We start from the raw sequence: 16,652 nt of genomic DNA, 5'->3' as shown, positions 1-16,652 counted from the left end.
GACAAAAAGAAGCGGAGAGTGAGAATGTGGGCAGGGTTATGCTGAGAATGAAGGGGATTGACAAGTCCTTTCCAGGGGTACATGCTTTGGATCACGTAGATCTGGAGGTAGAAGCAGGAGAGGTTCATGCACTGATGGGGGAGAACGGAGCAGGAAAATCCACTCTGATGAAAATCCTTACAGGCATCTATTCGAAAGATTCCGGTACCATTGAATTTGAGGGCCAGGAAGTGAATTTTACCACTCCAGCCAAGGCCCAGGAAGCCGGAATTGCCATCGTCCATCAGGAACTGAATATGATGAATCACTTAACAGTGGCCCAGAATCTGTTTATTGGCCGGGAAATAATGAAAAGTGGATTTATCAGCGATTCCATGATGAATAAAGAAGCAAAGAAGTTATTTGGGCGTCTCAATATTGAGATCGACCCCTCTGAGGTAATGGGGAATTTAACCGTAGGGCGGCAGCAGATGTGTGAAATAGCGAAAGCAATTTCCAGAGATGCCAGGTTGATTGTATTTGACGAGCCGTCCGCAGCGCTGACGGAAACAGAGATAGAAGAGCTGTTTAAAATCATCCGGGATCTGCGGTCCAAGGGGATGGGAATCATCTACATATCCCACCGAATGGATGAAATTAAAGTAATTACAGACCGGGTGACTGTCATGCGTGACGGAACCTATGTGGGCACATTGACAACAAAAGACTGTACCAAGGATGACATCATCAATATGATGGTAGGCCGGGTGATTTACGAAGAGCCGAAACAGGCTGGCAGTGTAAAAGGGGATGCCCCGGTGGTTTTAAAAGTGGAACATCTAAGCGCAGGTAAAATGGTGAAAGATGTGAGCTTTGAACTGAGAAAAGGTGAAATCCTGGGCTTTTCCGGATTAATGGGAGCGGGCAGAACAGAAACAGCCAGAGCTATTTTCGGAGCGGATAGAAAAGATGGGGGAGAGATCTTCATCAATGGCAGAAAAGCAGAAATAAAGACTACAGAGGATGCGGTCAATCAGGGAATCGGATATCTGTCAGAGGACCGGAAGCGCTTTGGACTTGTGGTATTTAAATCCGTTGCGGAAAACTCCACCATGGCTTCCCTCTCGTCATTCATGAAAGGCGCATTCATCGATAAGAAGAAAGAGCATCAGCAGGCAGAGCATTATGTACACTTGTTAAATACCAGGACTCCAAGCGTAGACCAGATGGTGGTAAATCTGTCGGGAGGAAACCAGCAGAAGGTGGTAATTGCCAAATGGCTGATTAAAAACTGCGATATTCTTATTTTTGACGAACCCACAAGAGGAATTGACGTCGGAGCAAAAAGCGAGATCTATCAACTGATGAATGAACTGGTAAAGCAGGGGAAATCCATCATTATGATTTCGTCGGAAATGACTGAAATTTTGCGTATGAGTGACAGGGTTATCGTTATGTGTGAAGGACGCATTACCGATGAAATCCCAATCGAGGAGGTGTCGCAGGAGCGGATCATGGCTTCTGCAACCATGAGAAATCAGGAGGTCAGCAATGGAAAAACTGAAAAATAACCCGCTAATCAAGGCGATAGGAACCCAGAGGCTGGTAGCATTGCTGGCGCTCATCGTAATCTACCTGGCATTCGGAATTATGAATCCCAGATTTGCAACCTATAACACCATGGTAAACATTTTTGATGCCTCCTATTATATTGGATTTATGGCAATCGGCATCTGTTTTGTTATTGCAACCGGCGGAATCGATTTGTCCATCGGAACCGTGCTTACCATGTCCGGTCTGGTGGCAGGATACTTAAGCGTAAATATGGGATTTCCCATATGGCTGGTGATTATTATCTGTATTTTAATCGGAACTGCCTTTGGTGTTGTAAATGGCCTGCTGGTGGCAAAAATGGGTCTTCCGCCCTTTATTGCAACCCTTGGAACCATGATGCTTTCAAAAGGAATCGGCTCCATTATCACAGGAGCCCAGTCGGTCACCTGGAAATCAGGTTCTGATCCGGAAGGCTGGTACCGCGCCATATTTAAAATTAAAACAGAGAGCGGACTCTTAATTCCAACCGGATTTTTATTCCTGATTGCAGCTGCCATTGTCATGGCAGTGGTAATGAACAAAACCAAAGCAGGACGCTATATCTTATCCCTTGGAAGCAACAAAGAAGCAACCCGGTTATCCGGAGTCAATGTGGATAAGTATTTAATCATTGCCTATATCATCAGCGGTACCTTTGCAGGAATTGCAGGTTTAGCCTATTCCACCATTTATTCCACGCTGCTGCCAGGAGGCGGAGCCGGATTTGAAATGGATGCCATAGCCGGTGTGGTAATTGGCGGAACTTCCATGTCAGGCGGAATCGGAACCATAGCCGGAACCATGATCGGTGTATTTATTATTTCTGTATTAAAGACAGGGCTGCCCTTTGTGGGACTTCAGACCCACTACCAGCAGGTTGCCACAGGTCTGGTCATCATCGTTGCTGTATTTGCCGATGTGTATCGTAACAGGAGAAAGAGCTGAGCGCAGTGTAATTCGCAAGAATTTACATAAAAAAACCAGGAGGAAGCAAACAATGAAGAAAAATGTATGGGGCGTTTTAATCACAGCAGCTATGATGGCATCACTGACTGCCGGCTGCGCAAGCAATTCTTCTACCAAAGATGTGAAAACCACAGCAGCGGCAGAAAGCAAAACAAAAGAGGCAGGTACCCAGGCGGCTGCTGAAGCAGCAAAAGGCAAGGAAGACATGACCGTTTACATGGTGGCAAAGGGCTTTCAGTCCCAGTACTGGCAGGCGGTTTATAAGGGAGCACAGAAGGCATCTGGGGAACTGGGCGTTCATCTGGAGTTTCAGGGACCGGATTCCGAATCAGATATAGCACAACAGGTTCAGATGATGAACAATGCAGTTCAGATGAAACCGGCGGCAATCGGACTGGCAGCTCTTGATGTTTCAGCCCTTAACGACAGCATTAAATCTTCCCAGGATGCAAAAATACCGATTATCGGATTTGACTCCGGTGTTCCGGATGCACCAAAAGGTGCTGTTGTTGCCAATGCAGCTACAGATAATTACAAGGCAGGTGAAGTTGCGGCAGAAAACACCTATCCGCTCATTAAAGATTTAATAGCCAAGTCATCAAAAAGCGTCCGCATCGGCGTACTGAACCAGGATGCAACCTCTGAGTCTATTATCAGCCGTGGTCTTGGATTTATTGATAAAATAACAGAATTAATCAAGGCAGACGGAAAAACCGTATGTATCACCGGCAATGACAAGTTCGTAACGGATTCTAAGACAGACAAAGGAAACTCAGCAGATGTCATACTTGATGTTGCCGTTCCTTCAAAGGTAGAAGCGTCTTTAATGACTACCGATGCACAGACCATTTTAAACAAGGAAGATACCATCTGTATCTTTGCTTCTAACCAAAAGACTGGTGAAGGTCTGATTACCGGTGACGAAAATTTAGGAAGATTAGGAAAAGATGTGATCGGAGTTGCATTTGATTCAGGAACCATGATTAAAGATGCAATCAAATCAGGAAAACTGGCAGGCGCTGTTACCCAGGCTCCAGTAGAAATTGGTTATCAGACCGTAAAACTGGCAGTTGCAGCTGCAAAGGGAGAATCCGTTGCAGATGTTGATACAGGAAGCCAGTGGTACAACAAAGACAATATGGACAGCAATGATATTTCACAAAACTTATACGATTAATTATGAAGCGCTCTCCTTGACAGGAGAGCGCTCTTTGAGAAAAGGAGAAAAATATTATGTTAAAAGGAATTCCATCAATTATCAGCCCCGAGTTATTAAAGATTTTATGCGAAATGGGTCATACCGATGAGCTTACCATTGGAGACGGGAACTTTCCGGGCCATACTTACGGCAAAAAGGTGATCCGTCTGGATGGGCACGGTGTGCCGGAAATACTGGACGCAATTTTACAGCTGTTTCCCCTTGATACCTATGTGGATCATCCGGTTACGCTGATGGGAGTGGTTCCAGGGGATGACGTTAAGACTCCCATCTGGGACAAATATAAGGAAATTGTGGCAAAGCATGATGAGAGAGGGGCTGCCTGCTTTGAAGAAATTGACAAGTGGGAATTTTATGACCGGACAAAGAATCACTCATCTGTCGTTATCATGACGGGAGAAAAAGAACTGTATGCAAATATTATTTTAAAAAAGGGAGTAGTAAAATAATATCTCCTGTACTTTTTCCGTTCGGTTTCTTTTGTTCATGGGATAATTTTGTTATGATAACCGCAATTACATGATTGTTAAAGGTCTGGTAAGACTATGGATAAATGACAAAAGGAGCTTAAATCTATGAACAAAAGTGATTTGAACAGGGACAGTTATATGCTGAACGGTTACCTGGGGAAAAACGGTTACGACTGGTGGTGGCATAGCTTTACCGGTTACCACCGGATTACAGGAGAGCAAAGGTCTTTCTTTATTGAATATTTCATATGCAACCCACTTATAGGTGGAAATCAGGCCATACTGGAGGCATTTGATTGATCAGATTGAAATAAAAAATGCAGGCTGTGAATATGGAGAATATGGGTCGTATAAATCTGTGGAAGATAACCATTTGCTATTACAACAGAAACGGTTATAATAAGAATAAAAATCCCAATTCAGGAGGATGAGGCATGAGATATCGGATCAATCCCAAAAATCAGGACGAACTTTCCACCCTGGGTTTTGGCTGTATGAGGTTTAGCAGGGATGAAAAGGAAGTGGAAAAGCAGATCATTTATGCCATCGAGCATGGCGTTAATTATTTTGATACTGCATATATCTATCCAAACAGCGAAGTGGTTTTAGGAAGGGTGCTTTCTAAGGGATACAGAGAACGGGTGAAGATAGCTACTAAAATGCCTCCTCACACCATTAAAAAATACGAGGACTTTGACCGGATCTTTTTAACTGAATTAGAGCGGCTTCAGACCGATTATATCGACTATTACTTAATCCATATGCTGCCTGATATAACGGTGTGGAACCGGCTGATAAAGCTGGGGATTCATGAATGGATCGAGGAAAAGAAGAATAAAGGTCAGATTAGGAACATTGGTTTTTCCTACCACGGAGGGAGAGATGAGTTTTTCCGGCTGGTAGACATTTATCCATGGGAATTCTGTCTGCTTCAGTATAACTATTTAGATGAGAACAAACAGGCTGGCATAGAGGGAATCCGGTATGCTTCCAGTAAAGGCCTCCCAGTCATGGTTATGGAACCACTGCGGGGCGGAAAGCTGGTGACAAATCTCCCAAAAGAGGTGAAGTCCATCTGGGACAACGCTCCTGTGAAGCGTTCCCCTGCAGAGTGGGCATTTAAATGGCTTTGGAATCAGCCAGAGGTAACGGTTGTGCTTTCCGGAATGAATTCTATGGAGATGTTAAAGGAAAATATCAGAGTGGCTTCTGAAACGGAGGTTAACGCTTTTACTGATGAGGACTTTCATTTATTTAAACGGGTTAAGGAAATTCTTGACCAGACCATAAAGGTTCCATGCACCGGTTGTAATTATTGTATGCCGTGTCCTATGGGAGTGGATATCCCAACCTGTTTTTCCTGTTTTAATGACATGGAGATAGAGGGAAAATTAGCTTCCAAAGCCAAATACATCATGCAGACCAGCATTAAGAATGAACCCCGCAACGCATCGCTTTGTGTAAAGTGTAAAAAGTGCGAATCCCATTGTCCCCAGCATATTAAGATCAGCGAGGAGATGACCCGGGTAGCAAAGTCCCTGGAAGGGGTCAGCTACAAACCGCTGCGGTTCCTGATTAAAAAGGTTATGAGATTTGATAAATAAATCAGTCAGGGTTCAGCATATAGTCTGATTCCTGTTAAAAGTAAGCCATAGATGAAGAACCATCATTTATGCCTTACTTTTTTTTATTGCACACAACTTTAATTCAGCTTGACAATCTGTCGATAATATAATTAAACTATTTGAAATAGTTCAATGAAAGAATACGTATGATAGAGGTGATGGTATGCTTAGCCATATTCGAATGAAAATGCTTCTGATCGTTATTCCCGTATTATGTGTGGTCCTCATGCTGAGTTATAATGCCAGTGTAAAGACAGCAAAAACGCTGGTTGATCATGAAACCAGCGAACGAATATCTGCAGAGAAAGAGATACAGAAAAACATCATCGAAAAGAACATGAATGATGCAGCTGAAATATCCAAGGCTCTGGCTGTATTTGCAGGAAATGGCTGTAAAGATTATTCACCCGATTATTTTATTAATATTTTGAAACCCATTGTCCAGGATAATCAGTTTATACTGGGGGCTGGGTTCTGGTATGAACCATATGCATATGACAAGTCTCAAAAATATATGGGACCCTATGTGTACCGGGATGGCGACCGGATCATACCAACATTTGATTACAGTAACGCTGACTATGATTACTTTTCCCAGGATTACTATGCTCTTGCGAAGAAAACAAATAACATTGTTTGGACGGATATGTACTATGATCAGACCAGTAATCTGTATATGATTACATGTTCCCAGCCTGCCTATGATGGTAACGGTAAATTTATAGGTTGCGTAACTGTGGACGTAGGACTGTCTTCCATGCAGAAATTTATCTCCGATTACATTGCCAGTCATGATGGCACAACCTATATTATAAATAGGGAAGGAGCCTATCTTGCTGCAGAAAGTGAAGCTGCGGTGAAAGCAAAAGGCAGTGTATACGATTCCAATAATCAGTCCTATCTTGCTGCTGTTTCAGAAGTTATTTCAAATGAGAATGGAAGAACATCTTATATTAAAAATAAACAGGAGATCACTGTGTTTTATAAGACACTGAATGATCTGGGCTGGAAAATTGTCTTCGAAGTACCGGAGAGCTCCATTAATAAACCCATAGTGCAGCTGTCTAATACATTCATATGGATATTCGGACTTTCCCTTATGTTTATGTCCCTCACCGTTTTTATTCTCACCGGCAGGATCATTGACCATCCGGTTAAAGCTATTTTAAGAGAAATAAAAGAGATAGGAGATCGCAGCTTTGATCAGGAAGTCAGCAGGGAACTGGTAAAAAGAACCGATGAATTTGGATTAATTGGAAAATCTCTCGATGAAATGAAGCAGCAGTTAAAACAAAGCAATGAGAAGCTGGAGCATTCTCTCAAAGAGAATGTGGAATCCCAGAAACAATTAATCTTGCAGAATCAGATTTTAACTGAGCGGGAAACACAGATGTATCACAGCCTTAAATATGCCCACTCGCTGATGGAAGCGATTCCTGACACCGTATTTGTCATTTCCCAGGAAGGTGTATTTTTAGACTGTATTGGAGATCTGGATCATCTGTTTTTTAAGAGAGAGCGTTTTATTGGTAAAAATATTACAGATGTAATGCCACAATCCATTGCTGCAAAAGGCAGGGAGCTGATCGATCAGGTTTTTCTCACTGGAGAAAACCAGAAAATTGAGTATGAGTGGACTACTGCACGGATTACAGAATATCATGAACTGCGGATTGTAAAATGGTTTGATGACAAAGCCATTGCAATTGCCAGAAACATTACAGAAACCCATAATTATATTAAAGAAATCGAAGAGATCAGTTATCATGATCATATAACAGGACTGCACAACAGAAGGTATTTTGACCAGGCATCAAAGGAACTGAATCTTTCCGAAAATCATCCCATCAGTGTTATTTTTGCAGATCTCAATGGACTAAAGATGGTAAACGATTCCTTCGGTCACAAATATGGAGATTATATGCTGAAGCGTTTCGCCGAAATCCTGGCGGATTCAGGAAAGAAAGGGGAATTAATCAGCCGTGTAGGCGGAGACGAGTTTGCGATTATTCTAAGAAGGACAGAAAGAGGGGAGACAGACCGGTATATCCGAGAATTAAAAGAAAAATGTGCAAGGGAGACCATCAACGGAATCGAACTTTCGGTTTCGTTCGGATATCACATTATTGAGGAATTCGGGATGTCGATTCAAAAAGCGGTAAAGCTGGCAGAAGATGAGATGTATCAGAATAAATTATATGAGGCCAGTAGCAGAAGAAGCAAAACCATTGATATTATATTAAACACCCTTCATGAAAAGAATCCAAGAGAGGAGCAGCATTCCCAGAGAGTGGCAGAAATTTGTGAGACAATGGCAAAACAGATGGGGTTGCCTGACAGTGATATAAATAAGATTAAGGCGGCCGGTCTCCTTCATGATATTGGGAAAATCGGAATTCAGGAAGAGGTTTTAAATAAACCCGGAATTTTAACAGAGGATGAATATCAGGAGGTCAAAAAACATTCAGAGATCGGATACCGTATCCTAAATACTTCCCCTAATATGTCGGAGATAGCGGAGATTGTTTTATGCCATCATGAGCGGTGGGATGGCAAGGGGTATCCCAAAGGAAGAAGCAAAACAGATATTCCGCTGTTTGCAAGAATCATCACCATAGCTGATGCATACGACGCCATGACAAGTGACAGAAGCTACCGGAAGGCACTGCCTGCCTCCTATGCAAAAAGCGAGCTGATTAAGGGTTCAGGTAAACAGTTTGATCCGGAGCTGGTTGAGTTTTTTGTGAACCATATGAAGGGATTGAATTGACAGCATCTGTCCCTTGTGTTAAAATCGAGAAAATTCAATATGTTTTGGGGAGCTGGTGACCCGGCTGAGAGGAAGTAAAGAACTTCGACCCTTATAACCTGATTTGGGTAATGCCAACGTAGGGACAGCCACTCTTACTAACTATCATGAGATATGTCTTTATTGGCATATCTCATTTTTTTCCCTCAAAACAGGAAAAGGAGTAAGGAAAATGTTTGAACAAATTATTACCAATGTAAGAAACAATGTTCCAATGGTTCATGCAATTACAAATTATGTAACTGTAAACGACTGCGCCAACATCATTTTAGCAAGTGGAGGATCTCCCATTATGGCAGATGATATCAATGAAGTTACCGATATCACCGCTATTTCTTCCGCTCTTGTACTTAATATGGGAACCCTGAATGAACGTACCGCCATATCCATGCTGGCAGCAGGAAGGAAGGCAAATCAGTGCGGTCTGCCAGTTGTTTTTGATCCTGTGGGAGCCGGTGCATCGGCATTTCGGAAAAAAATAGCATATCAGCTTTTGGAAGAGATCCAGTTTTCCGTTATAAAAGGTAATATATCGGAAATTAAATTTCTGGCAGCAGGAGAAGGAAGAACGTCAGGTGTGGATGCCTGTGAAGGGGATAAAGTGACGGAGGACAATTTAAAAAGTGTGGCAGACTTTGCAAAAGAGTTCTCAAAAAGAACCGGTTCCGTCATCGCAATTACAGGAGCCATTGATGTGGTTGCTGATGAAAATCATGTTTATGCAATCAGAAACGGTCATTTCATGATGAGCAGTATCACTGGAACCGGTTGCATGCTTGCTGCTGTTACCGGAAGCTTTGTGGGAGCCAATCCAGGCAGTATTTTAAAGGCCTCTGCAGCTGCCGTATGCGGGATGGGACTGTGTGGGGAATTAGCATATGAAAAGCTTTGCCAGCTTCACGGAGGCACCGGTACATACCGTATGCTGCTGATTGATGAGATGAGCAGACTGAATGAACAGATGCTGGAAGAAGGTGGAAAATATGAATGTATCTAAAGAAAATATGCTTTTATATGTGGTGACCGACCGGACCTGGCTTGACGGGAACAAACTTCACGAACAGGTGGAGGAAATTATTAAATCAGGGGCTTCGTTTGTTCAGCTTCGGGAAAAAAATCTTGATTATGACAGCTTTGTTGCAGAGGGAAAAGAGATTAGAAGAATCACTGAAAAATATAAAATACCTTTTGTGATAAACGATAATATTCAGGTGGCTCTTGCGGTAGGGGCAGATGGTGTTCACGTAGGGCAGAAAGACCTGGAGGCAAAAAAATGCAGGGAGCTGATCGGAGAAGACAAAATACTGGGAGTATCAGCTCAGACGAAAGAGCAGGCACTTCTGGCTGAGAAAAACGGAGCAGATTATATCGGGGTGGGTGCAGTCTTTGAGACCTCCACCAAAACCGATGCCAATCCTGTTACCTTTGAGACTTTAAAAGAAATCTGTAACTGCGTATCCATTCCTGTAATAGCCATAGGCGGAATCAATGAGAACAATATTTTAAAACTAAAAGGAAGCGGTATTGACGGAGTAGCAGTTATTTCTGCAGTTTTTGCTGCCAAAGAGAAGGAAAAAGCAGTAAAAACTCTTTTATCATTGGTGAAGGAGGCGGTTTCATGAAAAAAGTATTGACGATTGCAGGCTCTGATTGCAGCGGCGGCGCTGGTATTCAGGCAGATTTGAAGACAATGACTGCACACAAGGTATATGGAATGAGTGTAATTACAGCTCTTACAGCCCAGAATACCACAGGTGTCACATCGATTATGGATGTGACACCTGAATTTGTAGGACAGCAGATGGATTGTATTTTTACCGACATTTATCCTGATGCGGTGAAAATCGGCATGGTATCAAACAGCGGAATTATCGAGATGATTGCCACGAAACTGAAAGAATATAAGGTGAAAAATCTGGTTGTCGATCCGGTTATGATATCAACCAGCGGTTCTAAGCTGCTTTCTGAAACAGCAATGGATGCGCTGATTGGCAGACTGCTGCCTGCAGCACTTCTTGCCACGCCCAATATTCCGGAAGCAGAGTCCCTTTGCAATATAAAAATCACCAGCAAAGACCACATGGAAAAAGCGGCAGAGGCAATCTTTCAAAAGTTAGGCTGCGCAGTTTTAATCAAAGGAGGTCACCTGACGGAGACATCTGACGATTTACTTTATACCAAAGAAAACATGGTATGGATTACAGGAAAACGCATTGACAATCCAAATACCCATGGAACCGGCTGTACGCTGTCCTCTGCCATTGCCTGCAGTCTTGCCAACGGCTGCACACTGGAAGAGAGCGTAAAAAATGCCAAAGCGTATATTACAGGAGCTTTAAATGACCAGTTAAACATCGGGAAAGGCAGCGGTCCATTAAATCATATGTGGGGATTGACATAATCTGTAAACTGTTATAAAATAAGTAAACTACCAGTTTACTTATTAAAATGATGGGACACAGGAGGTATTACTATTGGGAGCGGAAGAACGGAAACAACAGGAAAAGGAAATTAAGAGAAAGGATATCATTGACGCAGCGGAAAAAGTATTCTTTGCAAACGGTTATGAGAATTCTTCCATGGATGCTGTTGCAAAAAAAGCAGAATTCAGCAAACGAACCGTTTATGTATATTTTAACAGTAAGGAACAGATCTATTTTGAAATTATGATCAGAGGTTACAGACAGCTGTTAAGAATGATGGAGGAAGGGTTTGGAAAAGAAAAACCAGCCAGTGCGCTGGATGAGCTTCACTGCATTTTTTTCACCTTATTCTCTTTTCGTCAGAAGTATACAGATTACTTCAAGGCAATCATGGAGTATGAAACCAAGGATGATGGGTATCAATGCGGCGTCACAGATGACTCGAAAGAAGAGTGTTACCGCCTGGGGGAGGAAGTTCTTTCTTTTCTGTTAGAGGCGCTGAAAAAAGGGAAAAACGATGGAAGCTTTAAACGGGATATGAACTGTGAGAAAACTGCGCTGATTTTATGGGCATTTACAATCGGAGTTTTTAATGCAGGTGGAAGGAAAAAGGAATATCTGGATAATTATCACCATACTTCCGTGGAGGATTTCTTAGAGGAGTCCTTTCAGTTGATGATACAGCTGGTTTTGGCATAGGAGACTGATGTATGAAAGTATTTTTAAAGATAATTGCCTGTATGGCCAGTTCCATTATTTTCCTGTTTTTTGTATTATTTATACTGGGCGGAGGATTTATGAAGCAGTCATATCTAGAACCGTGGAATAAAAATTATGCATCAAAGTTTGCAGATCCCCGGGTGCGTCTGACTGCGGTCGGACTGCTGGCAGCAAACAACCACAATATGCAGCCGTGGAAAGTGAAACTGGACAAAGAAGATTCCATGGTATTTTACTTATATGCGGACAGCCTGAGGACTACCAATGAGGTAGATCCTCTTTACCGGCAGCTGATGATTACTCAGGGGACATTCTTAGAGTATGTAAGAGTGGCCGGAGAAAAGGAAGGATTTCAAACTGAGATTGCCATCTTTCCAGAGGGTGAATATGAGGAAAATGATATTTTAGGCAGCATGGATAAAAAACCGGTAGCTAAGATTACTCTTATACCTTCCAAGCAGGAAGAAAGTCCTCTTTACAGTGGGATATATCTGGCAGATACAAACCGGGGAAATTATAAGATGGAAGCTCCTGATTCTTCCCAGATCTCCCAATTATTAAAATTACCGGATCGGGACAGTCTGTCCATAAAGATTTATACCGATCAGGCTGATCTTAATAAAATCGGCAATTACGTTATGGAAAGTGCAACAATCGAAGCCGGGGTTACCAGGGCAATGGAGGAATCCAATGCAATCTTCCGTGCAAACGAAAAGGAAAAAAACAAATACCGATGGGGATATTCGGTGGAAGGACAGGGAGCTTCCGGCTTTAAACGGTATCTGCTCCAGGGATTAATCACCATGTTTCCATCTATTAATGAAGGAAAAGGTGCATCTGAAAACTTCATTCATTATACGAAAACAGCAGTCGATCATACTGCCGCCTATGCAGTCATAACAACCAGCGCCAACTCACGGACAGATCAGGTGCTCAGCGGTATGCTATACAGCAGGATGATTCTTACGGGTCATACCATGGGTCTTGCCATGCAGCCTCTCAGCCAGGTGCTGGAGGAATATCCGGAGATGAAACAGCCCTATGATAGTTTCAGAAACGATTATGCCGGCCAGGGCCAGACCATACAGATGCTTTTACGAATTGGGAAACCGGAAACATCTGCTCCAAATTCCATGAGAAGAGATGTTATGAGTTTCATTATGGAATAAATTGTAAAATTTAGTCGATTTTTGAAATAGATATTTGTAAAATAAACAATCCCAATGTATAATAGAATTAACTACTATGACAAGGGGGATATGTTTTTATGAAGACAATAAAAAGCAAACTGTTTTTTGTTATATTTCTTTTGTTATTTACGACCTCAGCGGTCAACGTGATTACAGGTATCAGCGCCAGTTATTACAGTATTACCGAGAACACCAAAAGTGATATGAATGCTATGGGAGAGATTGCCAACACCGCATTGGCTGCGGAGATCAGTCTGTTAAAGGAACAGGCAGAAAGTCTTGCCAGTCAGCTGGGAACGATGCAGTCAGGTGATATGGGTAAGAAGCTGAATGCTCTGGATGTGGCAATGAAAAATACGAAATTTAAAGCACTGGCAGTTGCTGGTCCGGACGGAAAGCTGTCCAGTACGGATCAGGCCCTTAATGGGCAGGATTTTTCAACCAAAACGTTCTTCTCAGACAGCTTAAAAGGAAATACTACAATCTCCTCAACGGAAGCATTGGACAATCAGATGGTATTTTATGTCTGTTCTCCTCTGCCTTCTCAATCAGGTGTGGTGATCGGTGTTCTGGACAGCCTTTACTTCAGCAGGATTATTGAAAAGATTGTAATTGGTAAGACAGGCAATGTATTTATGCTTGACAGTACCGGTACCTTCGTAGCCAACAAGAGACCCAATCTGGTGGAAGAACGACAGAACTTTATTGAAAAAGCGAAAACAGATCCTTCCCTTGTAAATGCGTCAAAGGTATATGGCAAGATGATAAAAGGGGAAAAGGGAGTAGACAGATATGAATATGAGACAGGTGCCAGAATCTGTGCCTTTGGCCCTGTGAGTAATTCCGATGGCTGGTCCTACGGAGTGGTGGCGCCTGTTAAGGAAATGACTTCCTCCATTATATACACAATTGTATTGCTCCTGGTTTCCTCTTGTGTATTAATCATTATTGGTATTGCTGCAAGCTTTATGCTGGCAAACCGCCTGTCGAACCCAATTAAGAAAATCACCAGACGTATGGAACTTCTGGCTGACGGAGATTTGGAAAGTGAAGTTTATATCCATAACAGCAAGGATGAGATTGGTATATTGACAAGAAGTATTGCTGATATGGTAAGTTCCCTTAAATCCTATATTCAGGATATTGCCTATATCTTGCAGCAAGTATCGGCAGGGAACTTAAGTGTGTCATCGGATATTGAATATAAGGGCGAATTTATAGAAATACAGACATCATTAAACCAGATCACAGATCAGTTAAACAAAGCATTTGGTGAAATTATAATCTCAGCCAGACAGGTAAACAGCAGTTCAGAACAGGTAGCGGAATCCTCCCAGCAGTTATCCCAGGGCGCTACAAGGCAGGCAAGTTCTGTGGAAGAAATAGCAGCAACCATCTCCGATATTTCACATCACATCAGTTCCAATGCCGACAATGCGGAACTGGCCGGAACCAAATCCCTGCAGGCGGTAGATCAGGTCAGCAGCGGGCAGCAGGAGATGGATAAACTGGTAAGCGCAATGAATGAGATCAATGAAACATCAACGGAAATCGGAAAGATTATAAAAGTTGTGGAAGACATTGCTTTTCAGACCAATATTCTGGCACTGAATGCAGCTGTGGAAGCTGCAAGAGTTGGTGAGGCCGGAAAAGGGTTTGCTGTAGTGGCAGACGAAGTACGCAATCTGGCCGGAAAAAGTGCAGATGCAGCCAGGGATACGGCTGCTTTGATACAAAAATCCATTGAGGCGGTGAAAAACGGAAATGAAATTGCCATAGAAACATCCCGTTCTCTGGAACAGATTGTGACAAGCACAAGAGAGGTTTCCCAGTTGGTCAACCAGATCTCCAATCGTTCCTTAGAGCAGTCGGAAGCCGTCTCCCAATTAAAAATTGGCATAGAGCAGGTTTCCGGAGTGGTTCAGTCCAATGCTGCCACAGCAGAAGAAAGTGCAGCGTATGCACAGGAGCTGTCCGGGCAATCCTTAATTATGACCAGTCTGGTTTCCAAATTTAAATTGGCCAGGAGAAATAAATAAAATGATCAGGGGGTAAGGGTTTGGAGTTTGGTGAAAAACTGCAGTTACTGAGAAAACAGAACAATCTGACCCAGGAACAGCTTGCAGCCCAGCTGTATGTTTCAAGGACTGCGGTATCAAAATGGGAAAGCGGCAAGGGCTATCCCAATATTGACTCCCTTAAATGCATATCGAAACTGTTTGGTGTATCCATTGATGAGCTGTTAATGGGAGAGGAGCTCATTATCCTTGCTGAGGATGAGAACCGCAGAAATCTGGAGCAGATTTTTAATCTGGCCTATGGAATTTTTGATTTCATAGCAGTGTCTTTCCTGGTACTTCCACTTTTTACCCAGGAAGAGGGGGGACATTTTCTCTCAGTGCCATTCTTTAAATTTACAGATAAACCTATATGGGGGATATTGCTGTCTGGCGGTTTTATTCTATGCCTGACATTGATTGGCGTGATAGAACTGATTGTACAGATGAAGGACCACGAGACATTAAGAAAGAGGATGAACCAGTTTTCCCTGTTGGTCCATTCCATGGCAGTTCTCTTTTTTATCGCATTCCGCCAGCTTTATGTAGCGGCATTTCTCTTCCTCTTACTCATGGGGAAAGTGGTGCTGTTAATAAAAGGTCCTACGAGATAAAGTAGTTTATACGAGGTTTCAGGCCTGTGACACCATTCGTGTCACAGGCTTTTTCTTTTCAGTTACGTCAGGTGTCTTGCTTTTTTCTGCATAAAAGAGGAAGATTGGTGATAGAAATAAAAAAGGTAAAGCAGGAGGAATGAAACCAATGGGTTCCATAGTAACAGAGTTTTTAAAGGTTGTATTTTTGGGAATTGTAGAAGGAATTACGGAATGGCTGCCGATCAGCAGTACCGGACATATGCTCCTTGTGGATCAGTTTTTGCAGATCGGTGGGAGTGAGGGGTTTAAGGAAATGTTTTTTGTTGTAATTCAGCTGGGGGCAATCCTTGCTGTAGTGATCCTGTTCTGGAATAAAATGTTTCCATTTCAGTGGAGTGATAAAAACAGCCCTTTTCTTATAAAAGAAACATTTTTTATCTGGATTAAGGTAGTAATTGCCTGTGTGCCGGGAGCAATTGTAACCATTCTTTTCGATGATTATATTGACGCCCGGTTTCAGACACCACAGGTAATTGCAGCAGCTTTGATTTTTTATGGAGTTGCTTTTATCCTGATTGAAAACTGGAATAAAAGACGAACACCAGCGATAACTAAAATAGCAGATATTACTTACCAGACAGCATTTATTATTGGTTTATTTCAGGTGCTTTCCATTGTTCCTGGCACCTCACGTTCCGGGGCAACCATAATCGGTGCTTTGCTCATCGGAGTATCCCGAACGGCCGCAGCTGAGTTTACGTTTTTTATGGCAGTTCCTGTGATGTTTGGCTTAAGTGCGATTAAGATACTCAAATTCGGATTGACCTTTTCCGGGGAAGAACTATTTATTCTGGTAACAGGAATGGTTGTTGCGTTTGCCGTTTCCATACTTGTTATAAAATTTCTGATGAGTTATATAAAGAAACATGATTTTAAAGCTTTTGGGTGGTATCGCATTATAATGGGTATGGTAGTTCTTCTTTATTTCTTCCTAAAATAAATAAT

Annotated in this window: 15 protein-coding genes and 1 riboswitch; all 15 genes read left to right on the top strand. The window is 42.5% G+C overall.

Features of this window, described 5'->3' with window-relative positions; all coding sequences use genetic code 11:
* Nucleotides 1-26 precede the first annotated feature (26 nt).
* The 15 genes from ACOAOT_RS12570 (at nucleotide 27) to ACOAOT_RS12500 (ending at nucleotide 16,647) form a co-directional block, all read left to right on the top strand.
* Nucleotides 27-1,550 carry a sugar ABC transporter ATP-binding protein gene (locus ACOAOT_RS12570; RefSeq protein ID WP_420217282.1) on the top strand — a complete coding sequence of 508 codons (1,524 nt, stop codon included), beginning with the start codon at nucleotides 27-29 and terminating at the stop codon, nucleotides 1,548-1,550.
* Nucleotides 1,531-2,517 (top strand): ABC transporter permease, encoded by a 987-nt coding sequence (locus ACOAOT_RS12565; RefSeq protein ID WP_104437958.1) that lies wholly within the window; start codon nucleotides 1,531-1,533, stop codon nucleotides 2,515-2,517. Before ACOAOT_RS12570 ends, ACOAOT_RS12565 begins: the two co-directional genes overlap by 20 nt.
* Nucleotides 2,518-2,569: 52 nt before the next feature.
* Nucleotides 2,570-3,715, top strand: a complete 1,146-nt coding sequence (locus tag ACOAOT_RS12560; RefSeq protein ID WP_420217281.1) for a substrate-binding domain-containing protein — start codon at nucleotides 2,570-2,572, stop codon at nucleotides 3,713-3,715.
* 56 nt (nucleotides 3,716-3,771) lie between these two features.
* The gene (locus ACOAOT_RS12555; RefSeq protein WP_349670638.1) at nucleotides 3,772-4,206 is read left to right on the top strand and encodes an RbsD/FucU family protein; all 435 of its coding nucleotides are present in this window, start codon (nucleotides 3,772-3,774) and stop codon (nucleotides 4,204-4,206) included.
* Between the two features lie 126 nt (nucleotides 4,207-4,332).
* Complete coding sequence (locus ACOAOT_RS12550) at nucleotides 4,333-4,527, top strand: hypothetical protein (protein ID WP_420217279.1); 195 nt, start codon at nucleotides 4,333-4,335, stop codon at nucleotides 4,525-4,527.
* Between the two features lie 134 nt (nucleotides 4,528-4,661).
* On the top strand, nucleotides 4,662-5,831 hold the full coding sequence (locus tag ACOAOT_RS12545) for an aldo/keto reductase (RefSeq protein ID WP_420217278.1): 1,170 nt from the start codon (nucleotides 4,662-4,664) through the stop codon (nucleotides 5,829-5,831).
* A gap of 184 nt (nucleotides 5,832-6,015) precedes the next feature.
* Nucleotides 6,016-8,622 carry an HD domain-containing phosphohydrolase gene (locus tag ACOAOT_RS12540; RefSeq protein ID WP_420217277.1) on the top strand — a complete coding sequence of 869 codons (2,607 nt, stop codon included), beginning with the start codon at nucleotides 6,016-6,018 and terminating at the stop codon, nucleotides 8,620-8,622.
* Between the two features lie 35 nt (nucleotides 8,623-8,657).
* Nucleotides 8,658-8,765, top strand: a riboswitch (TPP riboswitch).
* A 68-nt stretch (nucleotides 8,766-8,833) separates the two neighbouring features.
* Nucleotides 8,834-9,658 carry a hydroxyethylthiazole kinase gene (thiM, locus tag ACOAOT_RS12535; RefSeq protein WP_420217276.1) on the top strand — a complete coding sequence of 275 codons (825 nt, stop codon included), beginning with the start codon at nucleotides 8,834-8,836 and terminating at the stop codon, nucleotides 9,656-9,658.
* Entirely contained in the window at nucleotides 9,645-10,283 is a 639-nt protein-coding gene (gene thiE, locus ACOAOT_RS12530; RefSeq protein WP_420217275.1) for a thiamine phosphate synthase, read from the top strand. The genes thiM and thiE overlap by 14 nt, the downstream gene beginning before the upstream one ends.
* A complete protein-coding gene (gene thiD / locus ACOAOT_RS12525) occupies nucleotides 10,280-11,062 on the top strand; it encodes a bifunctional hydroxymethylpyrimidine kinase/phosphomethylpyrimidine kinase (protein WP_420217274.1) in 783 nt (260 codons plus the stop codon). Before thiE ends, thiD begins: the two co-directional genes overlap by 4 nt.
* 73 nt (nucleotides 11,063-11,135) lie before the next feature.
* Nucleotides 11,136-11,783 carry a TetR/AcrR family transcriptional regulator gene (locus ACOAOT_RS12520; protein WP_420217273.1) on the top strand — a complete coding sequence of 216 codons (648 nt, stop codon included), beginning with the start codon at nucleotides 11,136-11,138 and terminating at the stop codon, nucleotides 11,781-11,783.
* A gap of 11 nt (nucleotides 11,784-11,794) precedes the next feature.
* Nucleotides 11,795-12,973, top strand: coding sequence for an Acg family FMN-binding oxidoreductase (locus tag ACOAOT_RS12515; RefSeq protein ID WP_420217272.1), 1,179 nt, complete (start codon nucleotides 11,795-11,797; stop codon nucleotides 12,971-12,973).
* A gap of 98 nt (nucleotides 12,974-13,071) precedes the next feature.
* Nucleotides 13,072-15,033: a methyl-accepting chemotaxis protein gene (locus ACOAOT_RS12510; RefSeq protein ID WP_420217271.1), complete on the top strand. Its 1,962-nt coding sequence runs from the start codon at nucleotides 13,072-13,074 to the stop codon at nucleotides 15,031-15,033.
* 20 nt (nucleotides 15,034-15,053) lie between these two features.
* Nucleotides 15,054-15,665 (top strand): helix-turn-helix domain-containing protein, encoded by a 612-nt coding sequence (locus tag ACOAOT_RS12505; protein ID WP_420217270.1) that lies wholly within the window; start codon nucleotides 15,054-15,056, stop codon nucleotides 15,663-15,665.
* A gap of 148 nt (nucleotides 15,666-15,813) precedes the next feature.
* On the top strand, nucleotides 15,814-16,647 hold the full coding sequence (locus ACOAOT_RS12500) for an undecaprenyl-diphosphate phosphatase (RefSeq protein WP_420217269.1): 834 nt from the start codon (nucleotides 15,814-15,816) through the stop codon (nucleotides 16,645-16,647).
* Nucleotides 16,648-16,652: the final 5 nt, after the last annotated feature.

The sequence above is a fragment of the Lacrimispora struthionigena genome (assembly GCF_048627165.1).
Lineage (GTDB): Bacteria > Bacillota > Clostridia > Lachnospirales > Lachnospiraceae > Lacrimispora.
This window is presented reverse-complemented; position numbering and strand designations above follow the sequence as displayed.

Excerpts from the sequence above, each read along its gene's own strand:
- ACOAOT_RS12515 (WP_420217272.1), top strand. The coding sequence starts at position 11,795 with ATGAAAGTATTTTTAAAGATAATTGCCTGTATGGCCAGTTCCATTATT.
- ACOAOT_RS12550 (WP_420217279.1), top strand. The coding sequence starts at position 4,333 with ATGAACAAAAGTGATTTGAACAGGGACAGTTATATGCTGAACGGTTAC.
- ACOAOT_RS12560 (WP_420217281.1), top strand. The coding sequence starts at position 2,570 with ATGAAGAAAAATGTATGGGGCGTTTTAATCACAGCAGCTATGATGGCA.
- ACOAOT_RS12510 (WP_420217271.1), top strand. The coding sequence starts at position 13,072 with ATGAAGACAATAAAAAGCAAACTGTTTTTTGTTATATTTCTTTTGTTA.
- ACOAOT_RS12545 (WP_420217278.1), top strand. The coding sequence starts at position 4,662 with ATGAGATATCGGATCAATCCCAAAAATCAGGACGAACTTTCCACCCTG.
- thiE (WP_420217275.1), top strand. The coding sequence starts at position 9,645 with ATGAATGTATCTAAAGAAAATATGCTTTTATATGTGGTGACCGACCGG.
- ACOAOT_RS12555 (WP_349670638.1), top strand. The coding sequence starts at position 3,772 with ATGTTAAAAGGAATTCCATCAATTATCAGCCCCGAGTTATTAAAGATT.
- thiD (WP_420217274.1), top strand. The coding sequence starts at position 10,280 with ATGAAAAAAGTATTGACGATTGCAGGCTCTGATTGCAGCGGCGGCGCT.
- ACOAOT_RS12540 (WP_420217277.1), top strand. The coding sequence starts at position 6,016 with ATGCTTAGCCATATTCGAATGAAAATGCTTCTGATCGTTATTCCCGTA.
- ACOAOT_RS12500 (WP_420217269.1), top strand. The coding sequence starts at position 15,814 with ATGGGTTCCATAGTAACAGAGTTTTTAAAGGTTGTATTTTTGGGAATT.
- thiM (WP_420217276.1), top strand. The coding sequence starts at position 8,834 with ATGTTTGAACAAATTATTACCAATGTAAGAAACAATGTTCCAATGGTT.
- ACOAOT_RS12565 (WP_104437958.1), top strand. The coding sequence starts at position 1,531 with ATGGAAAAACTGAAAAATAACCCGCTAATCAAGGCGATAGGAACCCAG.